14 protein-coding genes, 1 tRNA gene and 1 pseudogene are annotated in these 15,367 nt (G+C 57.3%); 12 read left to right on the forward strand and 4 right to left on the reverse strand.

The features are described from left to right. Nucleotides 1-1,043 precede the first annotated feature (1,043 nt). Nucleotides 1,044-1,289 (forward strand): bacteriocin, encoded by a 246-nt coding sequence (locus tag EDF75_RS23965; RefSeq protein ID WP_133601112.1) that lies wholly within the window; start codon nucleotides 1,044-1,046, stop codon nucleotides 1,287-1,289. 825 nt (nucleotides 1,290-2,114) lie between these two features. Beyond that, nucleotides 2,115-2,513: pseudogene (locus EDF75_RS27690) on the forward strand (TonB-dependent receptor plug domain-containing protein); the annotation flags it as partial. A gap of 131 nt (nucleotides 2,514-2,644) precedes the next feature. On the opposite strand, the gene EDF75_RS27155 reads toward EDF75_RS27690, so the two are convergent. Both EDF75_RS27155 and EDF75_RS27160 read right to left on the reverse strand, forming a co-directional pair. Next, nucleotides 2,645-2,851 carry a hypothetical protein gene (locus EDF75_RS27155; RefSeq protein WP_166646235.1) on the reverse strand — a complete coding sequence of 69 codons (207 nt, stop codon included), beginning with the start codon at nucleotides 2,849-2,851 and terminating at the stop codon, nucleotides 2,645-2,647. A 589-nt stretch (nucleotides 2,852-3,440) separates the two neighbouring features. After that, nucleotides 3,441-3,530, reverse strand: a tRNA-His gene (locus EDF75_RS27160). Between the two features lie 249 nt (nucleotides 3,531-3,779). Between EDF75_RS27160 and EDF75_RS27165 the strand changes: the two genes are divergently transcribed. The 6 genes from EDF75_RS27165 (at nucleotide 3,780) to EDF75_RS23995 (ending at nucleotide 9,594) form a co-directional block, all read left to right on the forward strand. Then, entirely contained in the window at nucleotides 3,780-4,199 is a 420-nt protein-coding gene (locus EDF75_RS27165; protein ID WP_159237474.1) for a TonB-dependent receptor domain-containing protein, read from the forward strand. Further along, complete coding sequence (locus EDF75_RS23975) at nucleotides 4,199-5,146, forward strand: ABC transporter substrate-binding protein (protein ID WP_133601114.1); 948 nt, start codon at nucleotides 4,199-4,201, stop codon at nucleotides 5,144-5,146. The genes EDF75_RS27165 and EDF75_RS23975 overlap by 1 nt, the downstream gene beginning before the upstream one ends. After that, nucleotides 5,143-5,892 carry a class I SAM-dependent methyltransferase gene (locus tag EDF75_RS23980; protein ID WP_133601115.1) on the forward strand — a complete coding sequence of 250 codons (750 nt, stop codon included), beginning with the start codon at nucleotides 5,143-5,145 and terminating at the stop codon, nucleotides 5,890-5,892. Before EDF75_RS23975 ends, EDF75_RS23980 begins: the two co-directional genes overlap by 4 nt. Before the next feature lie 2 nt (nucleotides 5,893-5,894). Continuing rightward, nucleotides 5,895-6,902, forward strand: coding sequence for a FecCD family ABC transporter permease (locus EDF75_RS23985; RefSeq protein ID WP_166646236.1), 1,008 nt, complete (start codon nucleotides 5,895-5,897; stop codon nucleotides 6,900-6,902). A gap of 104 nt (nucleotides 6,903-7,006) precedes the next feature. Then, nucleotides 7,007-7,453 (forward strand): DUF2946 domain-containing protein, encoded by a 447-nt coding sequence (locus EDF75_RS23990; protein ID WP_243733552.1) that lies wholly within the window; start codon nucleotides 7,007-7,009, stop codon nucleotides 7,451-7,453. 125 nt (nucleotides 7,454-7,578) lie between these two features. Beyond that, entirely contained in the window at nucleotides 7,579-9,594 is a 2,016-nt protein-coding gene (locus tag EDF75_RS23995) for a TonB-dependent copper receptor (RefSeq protein ID WP_463671443.1), read from the forward strand. Between the two features lie 119 nt (nucleotides 9,595-9,713). Here EDF75_RS23995 and EDF75_RS24000 read toward each other — a convergent pair whose 3' ends face one another. After that, a complete protein-coding gene (locus EDF75_RS24000) occupies nucleotides 9,714-10,505 on the reverse strand; it encodes a DsbA family protein (RefSeq protein ID WP_133601117.1) in 792 nt (263 codons plus the stop codon). Nucleotides 10,506-10,740: 235 nt separating this feature from the next. Between EDF75_RS24000 and EDF75_RS24005 the strand changes: the two genes are divergently transcribed. The 3 genes from EDF75_RS24005 to cbpM all read left to right on the forward strand — a co-directional run bounded on the left by EDF75_RS24005 (nucleotide 10,741) and on the right by cbpM (nucleotide 12,764). Beyond that, on the forward strand, nucleotides 10,741-11,403 hold the full coding sequence (locus tag EDF75_RS24005; protein WP_133601118.1) for a TerC family protein: 663 nt from the start codon (nucleotides 10,741-10,743) through the stop codon (nucleotides 11,401-11,403). A 138-nt stretch (nucleotides 11,404-11,541) separates the two neighbouring features. Then, nucleotides 11,542-12,459, forward strand: a complete 918-nt coding sequence (gene cbpA, locus EDF75_RS24010) for a curved DNA-binding protein (RefSeq protein WP_133601119.1) — start codon at nucleotides 11,542-11,544, stop codon at nucleotides 12,457-12,459. After that, nucleotides 12,459-12,764, forward strand: coding sequence for a chaperone modulator CbpM (cbpM, locus tag EDF75_RS24015; protein WP_041143674.1), 306 nt, complete (start codon nucleotides 12,459-12,461; stop codon nucleotides 12,762-12,764). The genes cbpA and cbpM overlap by 1 nt, the downstream gene beginning before the upstream one ends. A 52-nt stretch (nucleotides 12,765-12,816) precedes the next feature. Here the strand turns inward: cbpM and melA are convergent, their stop codons facing one another. Next, nucleotides 12,817-14,163 (reverse strand): alpha-glucosidase/alpha-galactosidase, encoded by a 1,347-nt coding sequence (melA, locus tag EDF75_RS24020; RefSeq protein ID WP_133601120.1) that lies wholly within the window; start codon nucleotides 14,161-14,163, stop codon nucleotides 12,817-12,819. A gap of 241 nt (nucleotides 14,164-14,404) precedes the next feature. On the opposite strand from melA, the gene melR reads away from it, so the two are divergent. Further along, nucleotides 14,405-15,343, forward strand: a complete 939-nt coding sequence (gene melR / locus EDF75_RS24030) for a transcriptional regulator MelR (RefSeq protein ID WP_133601121.1) — start codon at nucleotides 14,405-14,407, stop codon at nucleotides 15,341-15,343. The last annotated feature ends 24 nt before the right edge of the window (nucleotides 15,344-15,367 follow it).

Consider the following 15,367-nt stretch of genomic DNA (forward strand, 5'->3'; position numbering starts at 1 on the left):
CGAACTACGTTCGATTATTCGCCGCCAGCGGCTCACCCCTTCGGGGCCGGCGCGACAGGCGCGCCGTTCAACGCCTCCGGCGTTAGTCCGAGCCGGTCAACAGATAAATCCCATGTATCAGACTGCATTTTCCGACAGTTTGAATCAAAACGGTGGAATACCCATTCTGTTGATTTATATATTAAATCCGGGATCCATATATCCACCGCCCTTTCCCCTCTTCTTTTCCGGGTAGATAAGACTGTATATCATCGCCCTCATTCCAGCTAGATTAATCAATGACTGGAGTTCGCTTTCCCCTTGATATATAGAGCAAACCCTCCGCCATCGGGAACGATACAGGTCGCGTTAAACATAACACCTCTCCGATTCCAGTCCCGTTTGCGCCATGTATAAAACATTGACAGATAGAAATCAAAATGAACAATGATGAAGTAAGAAACCACAGCACAGATATTTATGGGATGAATGAACAAAAATAGCGCGAACGATCGACCGAAGAGATTTCGTACTTATTGTTTTACTCCTTTCACCCCGAACTTGGTATTCCTCCAGAAATTCTTGTTTTGAAATCTTTGTCTGATACCTTCATATTGTTTTTAATTTTCATAATTTTATTCTTTATACGACCTTCATTAATTACCAAATACTCTTTTTAAAAACGCAATGACAGCATATACATCCACCTCAAAACTATAGCTTGGATTTATTTAAGTTATAAACATAAAACTCATTAAAAATTAACCATTGACTATGCATGTTAAATATGACAGTTTTTTAATCAAAGGGATAAATGAGAAGCATTCATATTTAAAGGAGATATCAGTGGTTCGTATACTACTTACGGATAAATAGTATATTCCCGACCTGTATTATCAATATGCTGAATGACTAATACATCATATCTGAGGAACAAAATCAGCGAGTCGTATGGCGACGCTGTAGGTAATAGTAACTCATATGTTCCCTACACCCAATAAACCTCAATATACAGGTTTATTGGGTAGGTAGAAAAGACAAATAATTAACAAGGGAAATAGCGCATGAGAGAATTGGCTATTGAGGAAATAAATACCATTGCTGGTGCTGAATGTACCTTTAATGGGCCTGGACAGTCTGCAGTGAGCGTTGGTATTGCCGGTGCAGTTGCCGGGATGGCAACCGGCACGATGACGCTGCCTGTCTTCGGTACCGTTGCTGGTTGGGTGGGCGGAGGAATCCTTGGTACAGTTGGAGGAGCAGCAGGTTATGCCGGGACATGTTGGTGGAATAACAATACTCAGAATTAGTCTGACAAGCCTGATTCTTTTTATTCTCACACTACTAGTTAATATTTATTTCAATGAAGAAAAGGGGTTAATAAAACCGGTCATTCAATCAATCATTTCCACCTTGATTTTTGGTGGTGGATTATTCATGTTCTCAAAAAATAAATGATCTAACCTTTTTTACCATATAATCAACAAAAAGATGTTAGCGCCTATCCTGGCCGGAGTTATTGACGCAGCCAGTTTGAACACCGACAGCGCGTAGAAACCGGAGCGTACATCTAGTACGTGGGGATTTTGGGCAGTGTCCAGGGCCAAAATGGCAAATGAAATAGTCCTAATAGGATAGGCTCTTATTCCACTTTATACAGGCATATATTTTACCTGTGAATACATTTATAGGCCGTCGAAAATGAATAGTAGATCGCTAGCGGCATTTTCGCATCAGCGTTATGAACACTACAGACAAAATTCAGATAACATCAGACACTACCGAACGGATATAAAATAGAATGAAAAATCTATCAACTCTTACCGAGTGTCTAATCCCCTTCATCGCAAAAAAAAGTGACTACCCGGTGACTCTGGACTAATAATTTAGATAACGCCCCGCTAAAGGCGCTCATAAAGGATTCCGAGCCCAGCGCCACGCCACTCCACTTCACGCCAGCGTAATAAACGAAGCCGCGCGTCCGGCGCGGAACATCCTCGCTACTGCAACTGCCACACGCCTTTCATAAAACCACCTCGAAAGCCCCCTTCTCACCCGATCGCATTGGCCTACTTTTTTTTCCTCACATTAAATGTTACGTTATAACATAACATTTAATAATTTGATGGCGAACGATGAAACTTAAGCCCTCTTTGCTGGCTCTCGCAGTCGCAGTAAACCTTTCACCACTGACTTATGCCGCAGATGAAACCCTGGTGGTCACCGGCGGCGCGTCCGACGATGCCGCCCTGGCCGATTCGGCGCTTCTCTCATCCGGTTCGGCCTCTCGCCTCGGCCTGAGCGATAAACAGACGCCGCGCCATACGGAAACCCTCAGCGCGAAAACTATCCAGGCGCAGGGCAAACGGACCCTCACCGAAGTCGTCGAGAGCGCGCCGGGGATGTCCGGCACCAGCTCGCCAACGCTCTCAAACAGCGTTTCGCTGCGCGGCTTCTCCGGCGTCTCCTGGCTGCTAAACGGCGTGGCGGTACCCGGCAGCACGATTCAAATTGCCGATCCGGTGCATTACGAAAACGTCGACATCCTCTACGGTACCGGCTCGGTTCTGAACGGCCTGAGCTCTGCCGGCGGCAGCGTCAACCTCACCTCGCGTAAGGCCACCTTCGGTCGCCAGCCGGTGGAGGCCGACTATAGCTGGTCAAGCTATAACAGCCATCGCGCCCATATCGGCGCGGGCGGCACGCTGGTTGAGGGGATGGCCGCCGGCCGCGTGGACATCAGCGCCGCCAGTACCGGCACCCAGGTTGAGAAAGAGCGCAGCCGTCCGGAGCGCGTCAGCGCGCAGCTCCTGCTGACGCCGACCGCTAACACCCAGATAACCTTTGATATCGACCGCAGCTTAACGGACATGCGCAATCCCTATTTCGGCACGCCGGTTATCAACGGCAAAGTCGATCGCGATTTACGTCACCTGAACTACAACAATCTTCAGGATGCGCATATCCGCAGCCAGGCGACTTCGTTCCAGTCCACCCAGTCCTGGTATGCAACGCCTGATTTGACCTTTGAAAACCAGTTCTACTATTACAAAGGCTTCCGCGAATGGCAGAACGTTGAGCGCTACTATCCGGCACAGAAAGCAGGCTACGTGACCCGCGATTCTTATGGCGATCTTGCGCACGATGACAAGCTGACGGGCAACCGGACCATGGTCACCTGGGATCGCCCGCTTGCGTCATTCGCCAACCGCGTGACCGCCGGCGTCGATTTTTCAAAGCGTGAATTCCAGTACTATTCCAACGGTTTTCCAGGCGGGGAAGATGTTCTTGTGACCCACCCTGCCGCCGGTGATTTCCGCACCGGCGCCGGCGGCAGGATGCGCTCGCCCGTCCGCCACATCACCCAAGACCAGTACGCCCTGCTGCTGGAAGACAACCTGAACATCACCGACGCCGTCGCCCTGCTAAGCCAGGCGCGCTACACCAATCTGGACACGCACTGGCACTATCAGCAGGACAATCAAACCCGTGCGCGGAACTATAGCTTCATAAGCTTTGGCCTGGGGCCGAGCTGGGCCATTAACGATAGCTGGACGCTGTATGCCAACTACGCAACGGGTAAAGAACCCGGCAGCGATATCTTCTTTATCAGCCCCGAACAGACGTCGCTGCCCCTTACCGACGTTCGGCAGTACGAAGCGGGCGTAAAGGGGACGTTCGCCCGCGGCGCAATAAAGCTCGCCGCTTACGATCTGCAGAAAAAGAATCTTTACCAGCAGTCGGCAACCCAGGCGGAGGTCTGGAACGCGGTTGGCAAGCAGACCTCTCGCGGCATCGAATTGAGCGGGGCGCTAAAGCCGCTGGATAGCGTCACGCTGACAGGTAATGCCGCCTATACCCACGCGCGCTTCGACGATTTCAAACAGGGTACGCAGGACCTTTCCGGCAACCGGCCGCGCTACGTTCCGGAATGGACAGCAAATCTTGCCGGGCGCTATATGCCGACCGACAGGCTGGGTCTCGGCGCGCAGCTCCACTATGTGGGCAGCAGCTATAACGATGACGCCAACACCAATAAAATGGGTGATTACACAACTCTCGACCTGAATGCCGATTATGCCGTGCTGAAGGACGTTATCGTGGGCACCCGCGTGCGTAACCTGACGGATCGTTTCTACACCTGGCAGCGAACCTATGCCGGGCAGGAGATGATTGCGCCAGGCCGCACGTATGAAGCCTATATCAACATGCGCTTCTGATGAGACGCCTTGCCGCCCTCGCCCTGCTGGCAGCCTCTGCCAGCTTTTCCCATCCCGTGACCTTGCAAAACTGCGGGCACGCCTGGACGTTTGCGCGTGTCCCACAGCGGACCGTTGTCTATATGCCGACCGCGATGGAAAACATGCTCGCACTGCGTCTGGGCGATGCCATTATCAGCGCCGTCGGCTATCGGCCGGATGAAGATACCGCGCCGTCTCCCTGGTACAAACCGCTAACGGCCCGTCTCGATGATGCTCCCTGGTCGGCGGAAGCCCTGCTGGCCTCGCGGCCAGATTTTATCTATTCCGGCAGCTACTACTGGTTTAACAGCCCGGAAACCGCCGGTCGCGAAAGGATGGCCGAATGGGGCATCGCCAGCTGGCTGATTGAAGGGATGTGCAATGGCCTGCAAAGCGCTTCCCCTGCGTCCGCCACCTTCGCCAGCATCTATGCCGAGCTGCGCAATATTGCGCGTATTTATGCCGTAGAGCCGCGCGCCGAGGCGCTGATCGCCGAGCTGAAGCGGCGGGTTGCCGCCGACAAGCGCATAACGCTGCCGCCGAAAACGCTGATGTGGTGGTACTCCGGGACGGCGACCCCTTACGTGGCGGGCGGTCATGGCGCGGCGGAGCTGTTAACCCGAACCATTGGCAGCAAAAACATCTTTTCTGATAGCAAGGAGCTGTGGCCCGCCATGAGCTGGGAGGTTATCGCCGAACGAGATCCCGACTACCTGATTCTTGGCGACCTGCGCCGGGGCGGAGCCGGCGACAGCGCCCGCAGCAAAATCGATTTTCTTGAACATTACCCGCTCACCGCCGGCATGAAGGCGGTGAAAGCAAAGCATTACATCATCTTACCCGGCTATGACATGGACGCCTCCGCGCGTTCGGTTCTGGCCCTGCACCGGCTTGTCACGCAAATACACGCTAAGGAACAACAATGACCTTTCCCGCCCGCGAATTACTCAAGAACTGGGATCAACAACAAAGCGCCTACATCGCCCACCGCGAAGCGCGCTATAACGCCGCGCTGGATGTGCTGGCGATGAGCTATGGAGAAGCCTTCCACGTGGTGGATCTGGCCTGCGGCCCGGGCTCGTTCAGCCTGCGTCTTCTACAACGTTTTCCGGCGGCAACCGTCACGGCTATTGACCTCGATCCGCTGCTGATGGCGCTGGCTAAAGAAGCGCTGGCGGAATACCGGGAGCGCATTCAGTTCTTCAGCGGCGATATGGCATCAGCAGATTGCTTCAGCGTCATCGCCAGTAAACCCCAGGCCGTAGTTTCCAGCACTGCCATCCACTGGCTGCTGCCGGAGCAGCAGGTGGCGCTGTATCGCAACGTTTTTAACCTGCTGGATGAAGGAGGGATGTTCATCAACGCCGACCACCAGCGCTTTGACCAGCGTAGCCCGCGTCAGGCGCTGCTTGCCCGGACTCATGACGAAAGCACCCAGGAAAAAGCATGGGGCGCCGGCGTGCAGGACTGGGACAGCTGGTTTACCGCGGCCAGCCGTTATCCCGAGCTGGCCGAGGTAATCGATGCGCGCGCCGCCATTTTTGCCGACCGCCCGACGCCGCTGGCTACTACGGTAGAATTCCAGCTTGCCGCCCTGCGCCAGGCCGGTTTTACGGAAACGGGTACGCTGTGGCAATTCCTCGATGACTATATCGTCGCCGGCTGGAAATAATCATGCTGCGTTCCCCCGCTTTCCGCCTCGCCATGCTGCTTCCGGCGCTGCTGCTGGCCCTGAGCATTGCCGTAATGTATGGCCCGGTAACTTTCTCCATGCAGGAGGTGGCGCACGCCGTGCTGGCAGGCTACTGGCATAGCGATACGGCGGGAACGCTTCATCAAAGAATCGTCTGGTCCCTGCGCATTCCGCGCTCCCTGCTGGCGGCCCTCGCCGGCGCCGCGCTGGCGCTGGCCGGGACGGTTCTCCAGTCGCTGACCCGCAATCCCCTTGCCGACCCCTGGGTGCTGGGCATTTCATCCGGCGCGGGCCTCGGGGCGGTGCTGGTCATCGCGCTCGGCCTCAGCGTGGGCTGGGCCGCGGTGCCTGCCGGCGCTTTCTGCGGCGCCATGCTGGCTTTTTCTCTGGTGCTGCTGATGGCGCGTAAATCGCTATCCGGCCAGTCCAGCCGCTTTGTGCTGACCGGCGTCGCGGTAACGCAGCTGCTCTCTGCGGCCACATCGTTGATTACGCTATGGAAAACGGATGCCGATACCACGCGAGGCGTGATGTTCTGGCTGCTGGGGAGCTTCGCTCAGGCATCCTGGCTACAGGTCGCGCTTTGCACTACGGCGCTGTTGCCGATATTTCTGATCTGCTGGTGGCGGGCAATAGAGCTGGATGTCCTGACGTTCGGCAGCGCGACGGCGGCGTCGCTCGGCGTGGAGGTCGGTACGATCAAGCTGGCGATGTACTGCCTGCTGACCCTGTTAACGGCGGTAGTTGTCGCCTGCTGTGGAGCTATCGGTTTTATTGGGCTGACCGTGCCCCATATCGCCCGCATGTTCATTGGATACCGCCATCGCTCGCTGCTGCCGGCATCCATGCTGTGCGGGGCTATCTTTAGCGTTCTGGCCGATACCCTCGCCCGCACGCTGTTTACGCCGCGCGAACTCCCCGTAGGCATCCTGACGGCAATGCTCGGGGTGCCGGTATTTCTTTTTCTGATCGCCCGCACGTCGCGATAGCCGGCGGCGCAGAACAGCCGCGCAATGAGCGCCCCGGATTTTTGTAACATTCAAAATGCGAATGAGATACACTCAGTCAAATTACTCTGACATCTGGCTGCATTTTGCACGAACGCACACGAACTTATCCCATCGCTGCATGGCTGGCGCTGCTTGCCATCGCGATGCTGTTCGTTGCCCCCGTCATCTCGAAGTCCATTGCCCGCCAGGCCGCCTGCCAGCACTCCTCCGCCATCTCTTCCATGCCCATGCCGGGTATGCACCATGACATGCCGATGCCGACACGCTGCGAAGAAACTGCCGCCATGGATCACCAGATGATGTCCGGTCAGGCGATGTCGCCGATGGAGGAGATCGCCTGCGGCTACTGTCAGCTGCTGGTCCATCTGCCGTTTATCCAGCTGATGCTGGCGATGCTGCTCTGGCTGCTGCTGCTTTTTGTGGTCAGTACGCCGCTAATTCCGATCGCCTGCGCGCCTATTTTCCGCGCCTGGACGCCCCAGCGCGCCCGCGCACCCCCTGCGGTTTTTCTCGCTTCGTTTAATCACTAATAACCGATATTGCGCAGCTTTTGCCCATCGTCCGATGGGCAGGGTATTGCTACGCCAGAAAAACAGCAGGCCATGTAATGAAAAAACTTACTCTCGGGCGCACTCCACTCGCCTCTCTGATCCTGATGACGCTGCATGCAAACGCGGCGTCCGCGGATGAACAGCACCATCAGGATACGATGCAAGATGACGCCGTCATGATCGTCACGGCGCCGGTTTCCTCTCCGCTGGAGATCGTCACCTCGCCCAAAACGCCGCGTCAGCCGGTCCCCGCCAGCGATGGCTCCGATTACCTGAAAACGATCCCCGGCTTTTCGCAGATTCGTAACGGCGGGACCAACGGCGATCCCGTTTTCCGCGGCATGTTCGGATCGCGCCTGCGCATCCTGACCAATAATGGCGAAATGCTGGGCGCCTGCCCGGCGCGCATGGACGCGCCCAGCTCCTATATTTCCCCGGAAAGCTATGATCTCCTGACGCTGATTAAAGGGCCGGAAACCGTACTGTGGGGTCCGGGAAATTCAGCCGGTACCCTGCGCTTTGACCGCGAGCCGCCGCGTTTCGACAAGCCCGGCATTCAGGGCACTGCCAGCCTGCTGGCCGGTTCAAATAACCGCTGGGATGAGAATGCGGACCTCAGCCTGGGGAGCGAGCTGGGCTACCTGCGCCTGACGGGGAATAAATCGCGCGCCGATGACTACAAGGACGGGAATGGCGATCGCGTACCGGCAAAATGGGATAAGTGGAACGGCGATATGGCGCTCGGCTGGACGCCGGACAAAGATACCTTAGTCGAGCTCTCGGCAGGAAAAGGGGATGGCGAAGCCCGCTACGCCGGGCGCAGCATGGATGGCTCCCGCTTCAAACGCGAAAGCCTCGGCATGCGCGTCGAAAAGTCCAATATTGGCGAGGTCTTCGATAAATTCGAAGCCAATATCTATTACAACTACGCCGATCATGTCATGGACAACTACTCCCTGCGCTCGCCTGGGGGCGGCATGTCGGGGATGGATATGTCCGCCGGAATGGGCGACATGGGGGGCGGGATGGATTCCGGCTCCTCGATGAATATGAGTATGCCGATGGCGATGGAGCTGGACCGCAGAACCGTAGGCGGCCGGATGATGGGAACCTGGCTGTGGTCTGACTTTGAGCTACGCAGCGGCGCCGATACGCAGCTCAATACCCACCGCAGCAAAGGCGACGATGGCTGGGCGAAAGATGCCCGCTTCCATGATTACGGTCTGTTCAGCGAGCTGACGTGGCATGCTACGGAGCAGAGTAAAGTGGTCAGCGGCGCGCGGCTGGATCGGGTGCTGGTCGATAATTTCAGCGACGCGGGATCCGCTGAGCGAACCGATACGCTGCCCGCCGGTTTTGTCCGCGTCGAACACAACCTGGTCGGGACGCCGGTCATGTTTTATGCCGGTATCGGCTATACCGAGCGCTTCCCTGATTACTGGGAGCTGTTCTCGCCGACCTACGGCCCGGATGGCTCCACCGACGCCTTTGATAAAGTCAAAACGGAAAAAACGACGCAGATCGATATCGGGGCGCAGTACAAAGGGGAGCGGCTTAACGGCTGGGTGTCGGCCTATGTTGGACGGGTGAACGATTTTATTCTCTTCCGCTACGACCCCAGCAACGCCTATATCAGCCAGGTCGATAACGTGAATGCCACCATTATGGGCGGCGAAGCCGGCGCCAGCTACCAGCTCAGCGACGCCTGGAAAGCCGACGCCAGTCTGGCCTATTCATGGGGCCAAAATACCGCTGACCATCAGCCGCTACCGCAAATCCCGCCGCTGGAGGCGCGACTGGGACTCACCTGGGAACGCGGCGACTGGAGCAGCACCGGGCTGCTGCGCATGGTTAGCAGCCAGCATCGCGTCGCCATCAACGAAGGCAACGTCGTCGGCAAGGATTTTGACAACAGCGCCGGTTTTGCGGTCTTTTCGGCGAACGCGGCTTATCGGGTCAACAAGTCGGTTAAGCTGAGCGCAGGCGTGGATAACCTGTTCGACAAGGCCTACAGCGAGCATTTAAATCTGGCCGGGAACAGCAGCTTTGGCTATTCCGCAAATACGTCGGTAAACGAACCAGGAAGAACCTTCTGGGGCAAGCTGAACGTCACATTCTGACAGGCTCCCGGCCCGTACGGGTCGGGAAAAACGAGCCGCGTCCGCTATCCCGCCGGCGAGTCTCAGCGCTGATAAACCCCGGTCATCCGGGGTTTATTAACCTCATCCGCGCCCGGCAATCAGCTACCGCCGGCTTTCTTAATCGCCGCATCCAGCGAGTCTTTATCCGCCAGGCCCGGGAAGACGGTAATATTCGCCTCCGTGGCGCCGGTCGTCGGCATCACGATAACGCCCGGCGTGCCGCTTAAACCGATGGCCTGCGCCAGCTGGTTAGTCGCCTCAAGCGCTGGCTCAACGTCCGCGGCCTTCTTCGCGTCGAAGTTGACCTTCTTCACCTGCTGCTGAATATCCGCCGCCGTCAGCTTGCCCTCGTTATGCCCGGTGGCATAAATCCCGTTGTGGTAGGTCAGGTAGGCTTTCGCCCCCAGCTGCTGATAAATCTGCATCCCGGTTTTCGCCGCGGTCAGCGACGTTTCCCAGCGGCTGCCGAAAATAGGCCACTCTTTAAAGGCAAAACGGGTCTGCGGATTTTCCTTAATCACCTGCTCCATCACCGGCGCCAGACGGCTACAGTAAATGCACTGATAATCAAAGAATTCGATCACCGTGACCTTGCCATCCGCCGGTCCGTAGGTCGGCGTATTTTTATCCTGGGTCAGTGCGGCCTGATTCTTTATCACCGCCTGGGTCGCGGCGCTGGCCTGCTGCTCCTGCTGAATCTGCTGCAGCTTCTGGCTTGCCTGCAGCAGAACCTCCGGATGGGCGACTAAATAATCCGCCGCAATCTTGCCGATGCGGGCTTCCTGCTCCGGCGTAAAGGTGGCTGCGGGGGCGTCAGCCGCCATAGCCAGGGCCGGAAGCAGCGTGGCGCCAATCAAGGCGATGGTCACTATTTTTTTAGAGCCGGACATGAGAATGATCCTTGCGATAGGTAAACGGCAGGTGAGTCTGTTGAGACAAAGTAGCATCCTTTACCGGCGAATAATCATCGGGCGATGCATTGATTCGTAACTTTATTTTTCAATCAAGGGCCGCCGCGCCGCCGTTCATATTCGCCCTAACGGTGGTCAACGCGGACGAACGAGGGTACCCTTTTCCCTCCTTTTACCCTTGGGAAGGGCGTATTCCCGGTTAGATGAGTCAGGCATGAACGAGCTAGTTATTCAGTGGGATTTTACCGTCATTTTGCTGCAAATCATCGCTATCGACCTGCTGCTTGGCGGCGATAACGCGGTGGTAATTGCCATGGCCTGCCGCAAGCTGCCGCCGCACCTGCGCACCAAAGCGATCGTTATCGGCACCTTTGGCGCCATCGTGGCCCGCGTGCTGCTGCTGGCCGTGGCCATCTATCTGCTCTCCTTACCGTGGCTAAAAATCGTCGGCGCGGTGCTGCTGCTGTGGATTGGCATCAAGCTGGTCGCCAATCAGGAGGAGAACGAAGAGGTCAGCAGTTCCGGCAGCCTGTGGCGCACCGCCGTCACCATCACGGTGGCGGACGTCATTATGTCCCTCGATAACGTCCTGGCCGTGGCCGCTGCCGGCAAAGGCCACCTGCTGCTGGTGGCGCTGGGGGTGCTGATTAGCATTCCGATCATCGTCGCGGGCAGTAAGCTGGTGCTGGCGATACTGAATCGTTTTCCGTCCGTTGTCCTGCTGGGCGGCGCGCTCATCGGCTGGATTGCCGGCGCCATGCTGGTCACCGATCCGACCATTATTCGCCTGTTCCCCGCGGCGCCGGACGCGCTCCCGACCATCGCCGGGGCCGCGGGCGCCGCGCTGGTCATCGCCGCCGGGCTGCGCCGACGTTAGGCCACCCGCCGTCCCCCTTTCGCCGTCGATCCCGACGGCGTCAAGTTTCAGGCACATTCCTCTCACGCGCCTGCTCATTTGCCCTAAGCTTAATGGGAAAGTTGTTACCACCCCATTCTGTAAAGATGAGATAACGATATGGAATTAAAGGATTATTATGCCATTTTAGGGGTTAAGCCAACGGACGATCTCAAAACCATTAAGACCGCCTACCGTCGCCTGGCTCGTAAATATCACCCCGACGTCAGCAAAGAGAGCGATGCTGAAGCCCAGTTTAAAGATCTTGCCGAAGCCTGGGAGGTGCTGAAAGATGAGCAGCGCCGTGCCGAGTACGACGAGCTCTGGCAGCACCGCAACGACCCGCACTTTGGCCAACAGCAGGCCTCCCACGAGCAGAACTATAGCCAGCAGGACTTCGACGACATCTTCTCATCGATGTTTGGCCAGCAGGCGCACCACGCCCGGCGCCAGCAGGCCGCACGCGGCCACGATTTAGAAATCGAAGTCGCAATGTTCCTCGAAGAGACGCTCGCCGAGCAGACCCGAAGCATCAGCTACAGGCTGCCGGTGTATAACATTTTCGGCATGGTCGAGAGCGAGACGCCTAAAACGCTGAACGTAAAAATCCCCGCCGGCGTCAGCGACGGCCAGCGCATCCGCCTGAAGGGCCAGGGTACGCCGGGCGAGAACGGCGGCCCGAACGGCGACCTGTGGCTGGTTATCCATCTGGCCCCGCATCCGCTGTTCGATATCGTGGGCCATAACCTGGAAATCGTCCTGCCGCTGGCCCCGTGGGAAGCCGCGCTCGGCACAAAGGTGACGGTCCCCACCCTCAAAGAGAGCATCCTGCTGACAATCCCCCCGGGCAGCCAGCCGGGGCAACGCCTGCGGATCAAAGGCAAGGGGCTGGCGAGCAAAACCGCCACCGGCGACCTGTTTGCGGTGATAAAAATCGTTATGCCGCCGAAACCAAATGAAAAAGCCAGCGCGCTCTGGCAGCAGCTCGCGGAAGCAGAGGCGAGCTTTGAGCCGCGTAAAACATGGGGGAAAGCATAATGGCTAAGATGACAGTGACGTTCTCAATCACCGAGTTTTGTCTGCATACCGGTATTTCTGAGGACGAGCTTAGCGAAATTGTCGGTCTGGGGATGATTGAACCGCGCCAGCCGCAAACCGAGGTCTGGCTGTTCGATGACAGCGCGGTAACGATAATGCACCGCGCGGTGCGCCTGCGCCGCGAGCTGGAGCTGGACTGGCCCGGCATCGCCGTGGCGCTGACGCTGCTGGACGAGAACGCGCGCCTGACCCGCGAAAACCGGCTGCTGCACCAGCAGCTGGCGCGCTTTCTGACCCACAGCTAACCCGCCTGCCCGCCAGGCGCAGCGCCTGGCCGGGTTTGGTTTGAGGTTTGAGTTAACGCCGGACCCACTCCGGCAGCCACTCGCCGTGGCTGGCAATCAAATCGTCCACCAGCGCATAGATCTCCTCGATCCCCAGCACCGCCGCGGTGTGCGGATCCATCATCGTCGCGTAATAGACGTAATCGCGGTTTTCGCTGAGGATCGCCTCGGTCAGCAGGGTCTGAACGTTGATGTTGGTTTGCATCATCGCCGCCAGGTGCGCGGGCAGCTTGCCAACTTTGGTGGGCTGAATACCGTTGGCGTCCACCAGGCAGGCGACCTCCACGCAGCACCCCTGGGGCAGGTTGTCGATCAGCCCGTCATTGCGCACGTTGCCGTATACCACGCTCGGCTCGCCGGTCCAGATAGCGTTCATAATCGTGCTGGCGTATTCCCGCGAGGGCTTAATTTCAATGCGATCGCTGGTCTTATACGTCTCCAGCTCTTTATGCCAGTTCGCCACCTGCTCCACGCAGCGCTTCGGATATTCGTCCAGCGGCACCTGGTAGCGGGCAATCAGGTCTTCACGCCCCGGCTTGATAAACCACGGGGTATATTCCGCGAAGTGCTCCGACGATTCCGTCACGAAGTAGCCCAGCTTTTTGAACATCTCATAGCGAACGATATTCTGGCAGCGCGAGTTCTCGCGGTGCTTCGGCGCGCGCCCTTCGGCAAAGGCCTGCAGCATATCCGGATAGATGCTGACGTAGCTGCCGTCCCCCGTCTTTTTCTCCAGCGACAGGTAGAACGCCATGTGGTTAATCCCGGCGCAGCGGTAGCGCAGATCCGCCGGGTCGAGGTCGAGGTCATGCGCCAGCTCTTCCGCCGTTCCCTGCACGGAATGGCACAGGCCGACCTGCTTGATATGCGGATAGCGCGCGTACATCGCCCAGCTGTTCATCGCCATCGGGTTGACGTAGTTCAGCATCGTCGCGTTCGGGCAGACCTCGGTCATATCGTCACAGATGCGCCACAGGTGCGGAATCGTCCGCAGCGCCCGCATGATCCCGCCCGGCCCGAGCGTATCGGCGATGGTCTGCTCCAGCCCGTGCAGCTTGCAGACCTCAAAATCGGTTACCGTACACGGCTGGTAGCCGCCAATCTGGAAAGCGACCACCACAAAATCCGCGTCCATCAGCGCGGCTTTCTGGTCGCGATGGCAGCTAATTTCGCCGTGAGCGCCAACCGAGTCCATTAGCTTTTGCACCACGATATGCGACTCTTCCAACCGGTTGGCGTCGATATCCATCAGCGCGATATGGGCCGATCTCAGCGCCGGGCGTTGAAAAACGTCGCCGAGAATATTTTTAACGAAAACCGTTGAGCCGGCGCCGATAAAGGTAATTTTTGGGGCAGACATAGTGCTCTCTCCGTAAAGTCATTAGACACCCGCAGCGTGGCACGCCGGACGCGCCGCGCGCTGCCCTCTTCCCGGCAGAGCATTCCCGGAAACTCAGATCGACCGCTATCCGCCACAAAATCTGAGCTTTCGGGAACAAAATGGCGGAAAAGCAGAGAAAACGGGCGATTGAATCCGCTAAGATAGGCGCATACCGGTGCAAAAAAACAGCAGCTATGACGATTCAGGAATCCGAAGCCCTATGGAAAAAAAGCTTACGCCGCAGCCTTCCGACTCGTATATGAGCAGCAGCGACGAGAAAAATACCCGCAGCCCGCTGGCGCTCTATTCGGAGTATCAGCGCATGGATATCGAGCTGCGCACCCCGCACGCCATGACTACCAGCCACTGGCACGGTCAGGTAGAGGTTAACGTCCCCTTCGACGGCGACGTGGAGTATCTGATTAACAACGAGGTGGTGAGCATCAGGCAGGGCTATATCAGCCTGTTTTGGGCCTGTACGCCGCATCAGCTCACCCGTCCCGGCAGCTGCCGGCAGATGGCCATCTTTAACCTGCCGATGCATCTGTTTTTGTCCTGGCCGCTGGACCGGGAGCTTATCAACAACGTGACCCACGGCATGGTTATTAAATCCCTCGCGGCGCAGCAGCTCAGCGTCTTTGAAGTCCAGCGCTGGCAGCAGGAGCTCGCCAGCGACAACGAGCAGATCCGCCAGCTGGCAATTGAAGAGATCGCCCTGATGCTCAAGCGCTTTAGCCTCTCAGGCTGGCAGCCGATTCTGGTCAACAAAACCTCGCGCACGCACAAGCACAGCGTCTCGCGGCACGCGCAGTTTTACGTCAGCCAGATGCTCGAATTTATCGCCGCGCACTACGATCGGGCGCTGACCGTCGATGCGGTTGCCGAACACGTTAAGCTCAACCCCAACTACGCGATGGGCATTTTTCAACGGGTGATGCAGCAGACCATGAAGCAGTACATCACCGCCATGCGCATTAACCACGTCCGCGCCCTGCTCAGCGATACCGATAAAACTATCCTTGATATCGCCCTGACCGCCGGCTTTCGTTCCAGCAGCCGCTTCTACAGCACCTTTAGCAAGTACGTCGGCATGCCGCCGCAGCAGTACCGCCGGCTCAGCCAGCAGCGTCGGCAAAACCTGCCGCCGAATGAGACCTAAACGACCATAAAAAATGCCGCCGGG

This window comes from Klebsiella sp. BIGb0149 (assembly GCF_004362605.1).
GTDB classification, from domain to species: Bacteria; Pseudomonadota; Gammaproteobacteria; order Enterobacterales; family Enterobacteriaceae; genus Klebsiella; species Klebsiella terrigena.

Bases quoted from the DNA above. Each gene is read 5' to 3' on its own strand.
- melR (WP_133601121.1), top strand. From the start codon at position 14,405: ATGGAAAAAAAGCTTACGCCGCAGCCTTCCGACTCGTATATGAGCAGC.
- EDF75_RS24000 (WP_133601117.1), bottom strand. From the start codon at position 10,505: ATGTCCGGCTCTAAAAAAATAGTGACCATCGCCTTGATTGGCGCCACG.
- cbpA (WP_133601119.1), top strand. From the start codon at position 11,542: ATGGAATTAAAGGATTATTATGCCATTTTAGGGGTTAAGCCAACGGAC.
- cbpM (WP_041143674.1), top strand. From the start codon at position 12,459: ATGGCTAAGATGACAGTGACGTTCTCAATCACCGAGTTTTGTCTGCAT.
- EDF75_RS23975 (WP_133601114.1), top strand. From the start codon at position 4,199: ATGAGACGCCTTGCCGCCCTCGCCCTGCTGGCAGCCTCTGCCAGCTTT.
- EDF75_RS27155 (WP_166646235.1), bottom strand. From the start codon at position 2,851: ATGTCCGTTAAGCTGCGGTCGATATCAAAGGTTATCTGGGTGTTAGCG.
- EDF75_RS24005 (WP_133601118.1), top strand. From the start codon at position 10,741: ATGAACGAGCTAGTTATTCAGTGGGATTTTACCGTCATTTTGCTGCAA.
- EDF75_RS23995 (WP_463671443.1), top strand. From the start codon at position 7,579: ATGACGCTGCATGCAAACGCGGCGTCCGCGGATGAACAGCACCATCAG.
- melA (WP_133601120.1), bottom strand. From the start codon at position 14,163: ATGTCTGCCCCAAAAATTACCTTTATCGGCGCCGGCTCAACGGTTTTC.
- EDF75_RS23985 (WP_166646236.1), top strand. From the start codon at position 5,895: ATGCTGCGTTCCCCCGCTTTCCGCCTCGCCATGCTGCTTCCGGCGCTG.
- EDF75_RS23980 (WP_133601115.1), top strand. From the start codon at position 5,143: ATGACCTTTCCCGCCCGCGAATTACTCAAGAACTGGGATCAACAACAA.
- EDF75_RS23965 (WP_133601112.1), top strand. From the start codon at position 1,044: ATGAGAGAATTGGCTATTGAGGAAATAAATACCATTGCTGGTGCTGAA.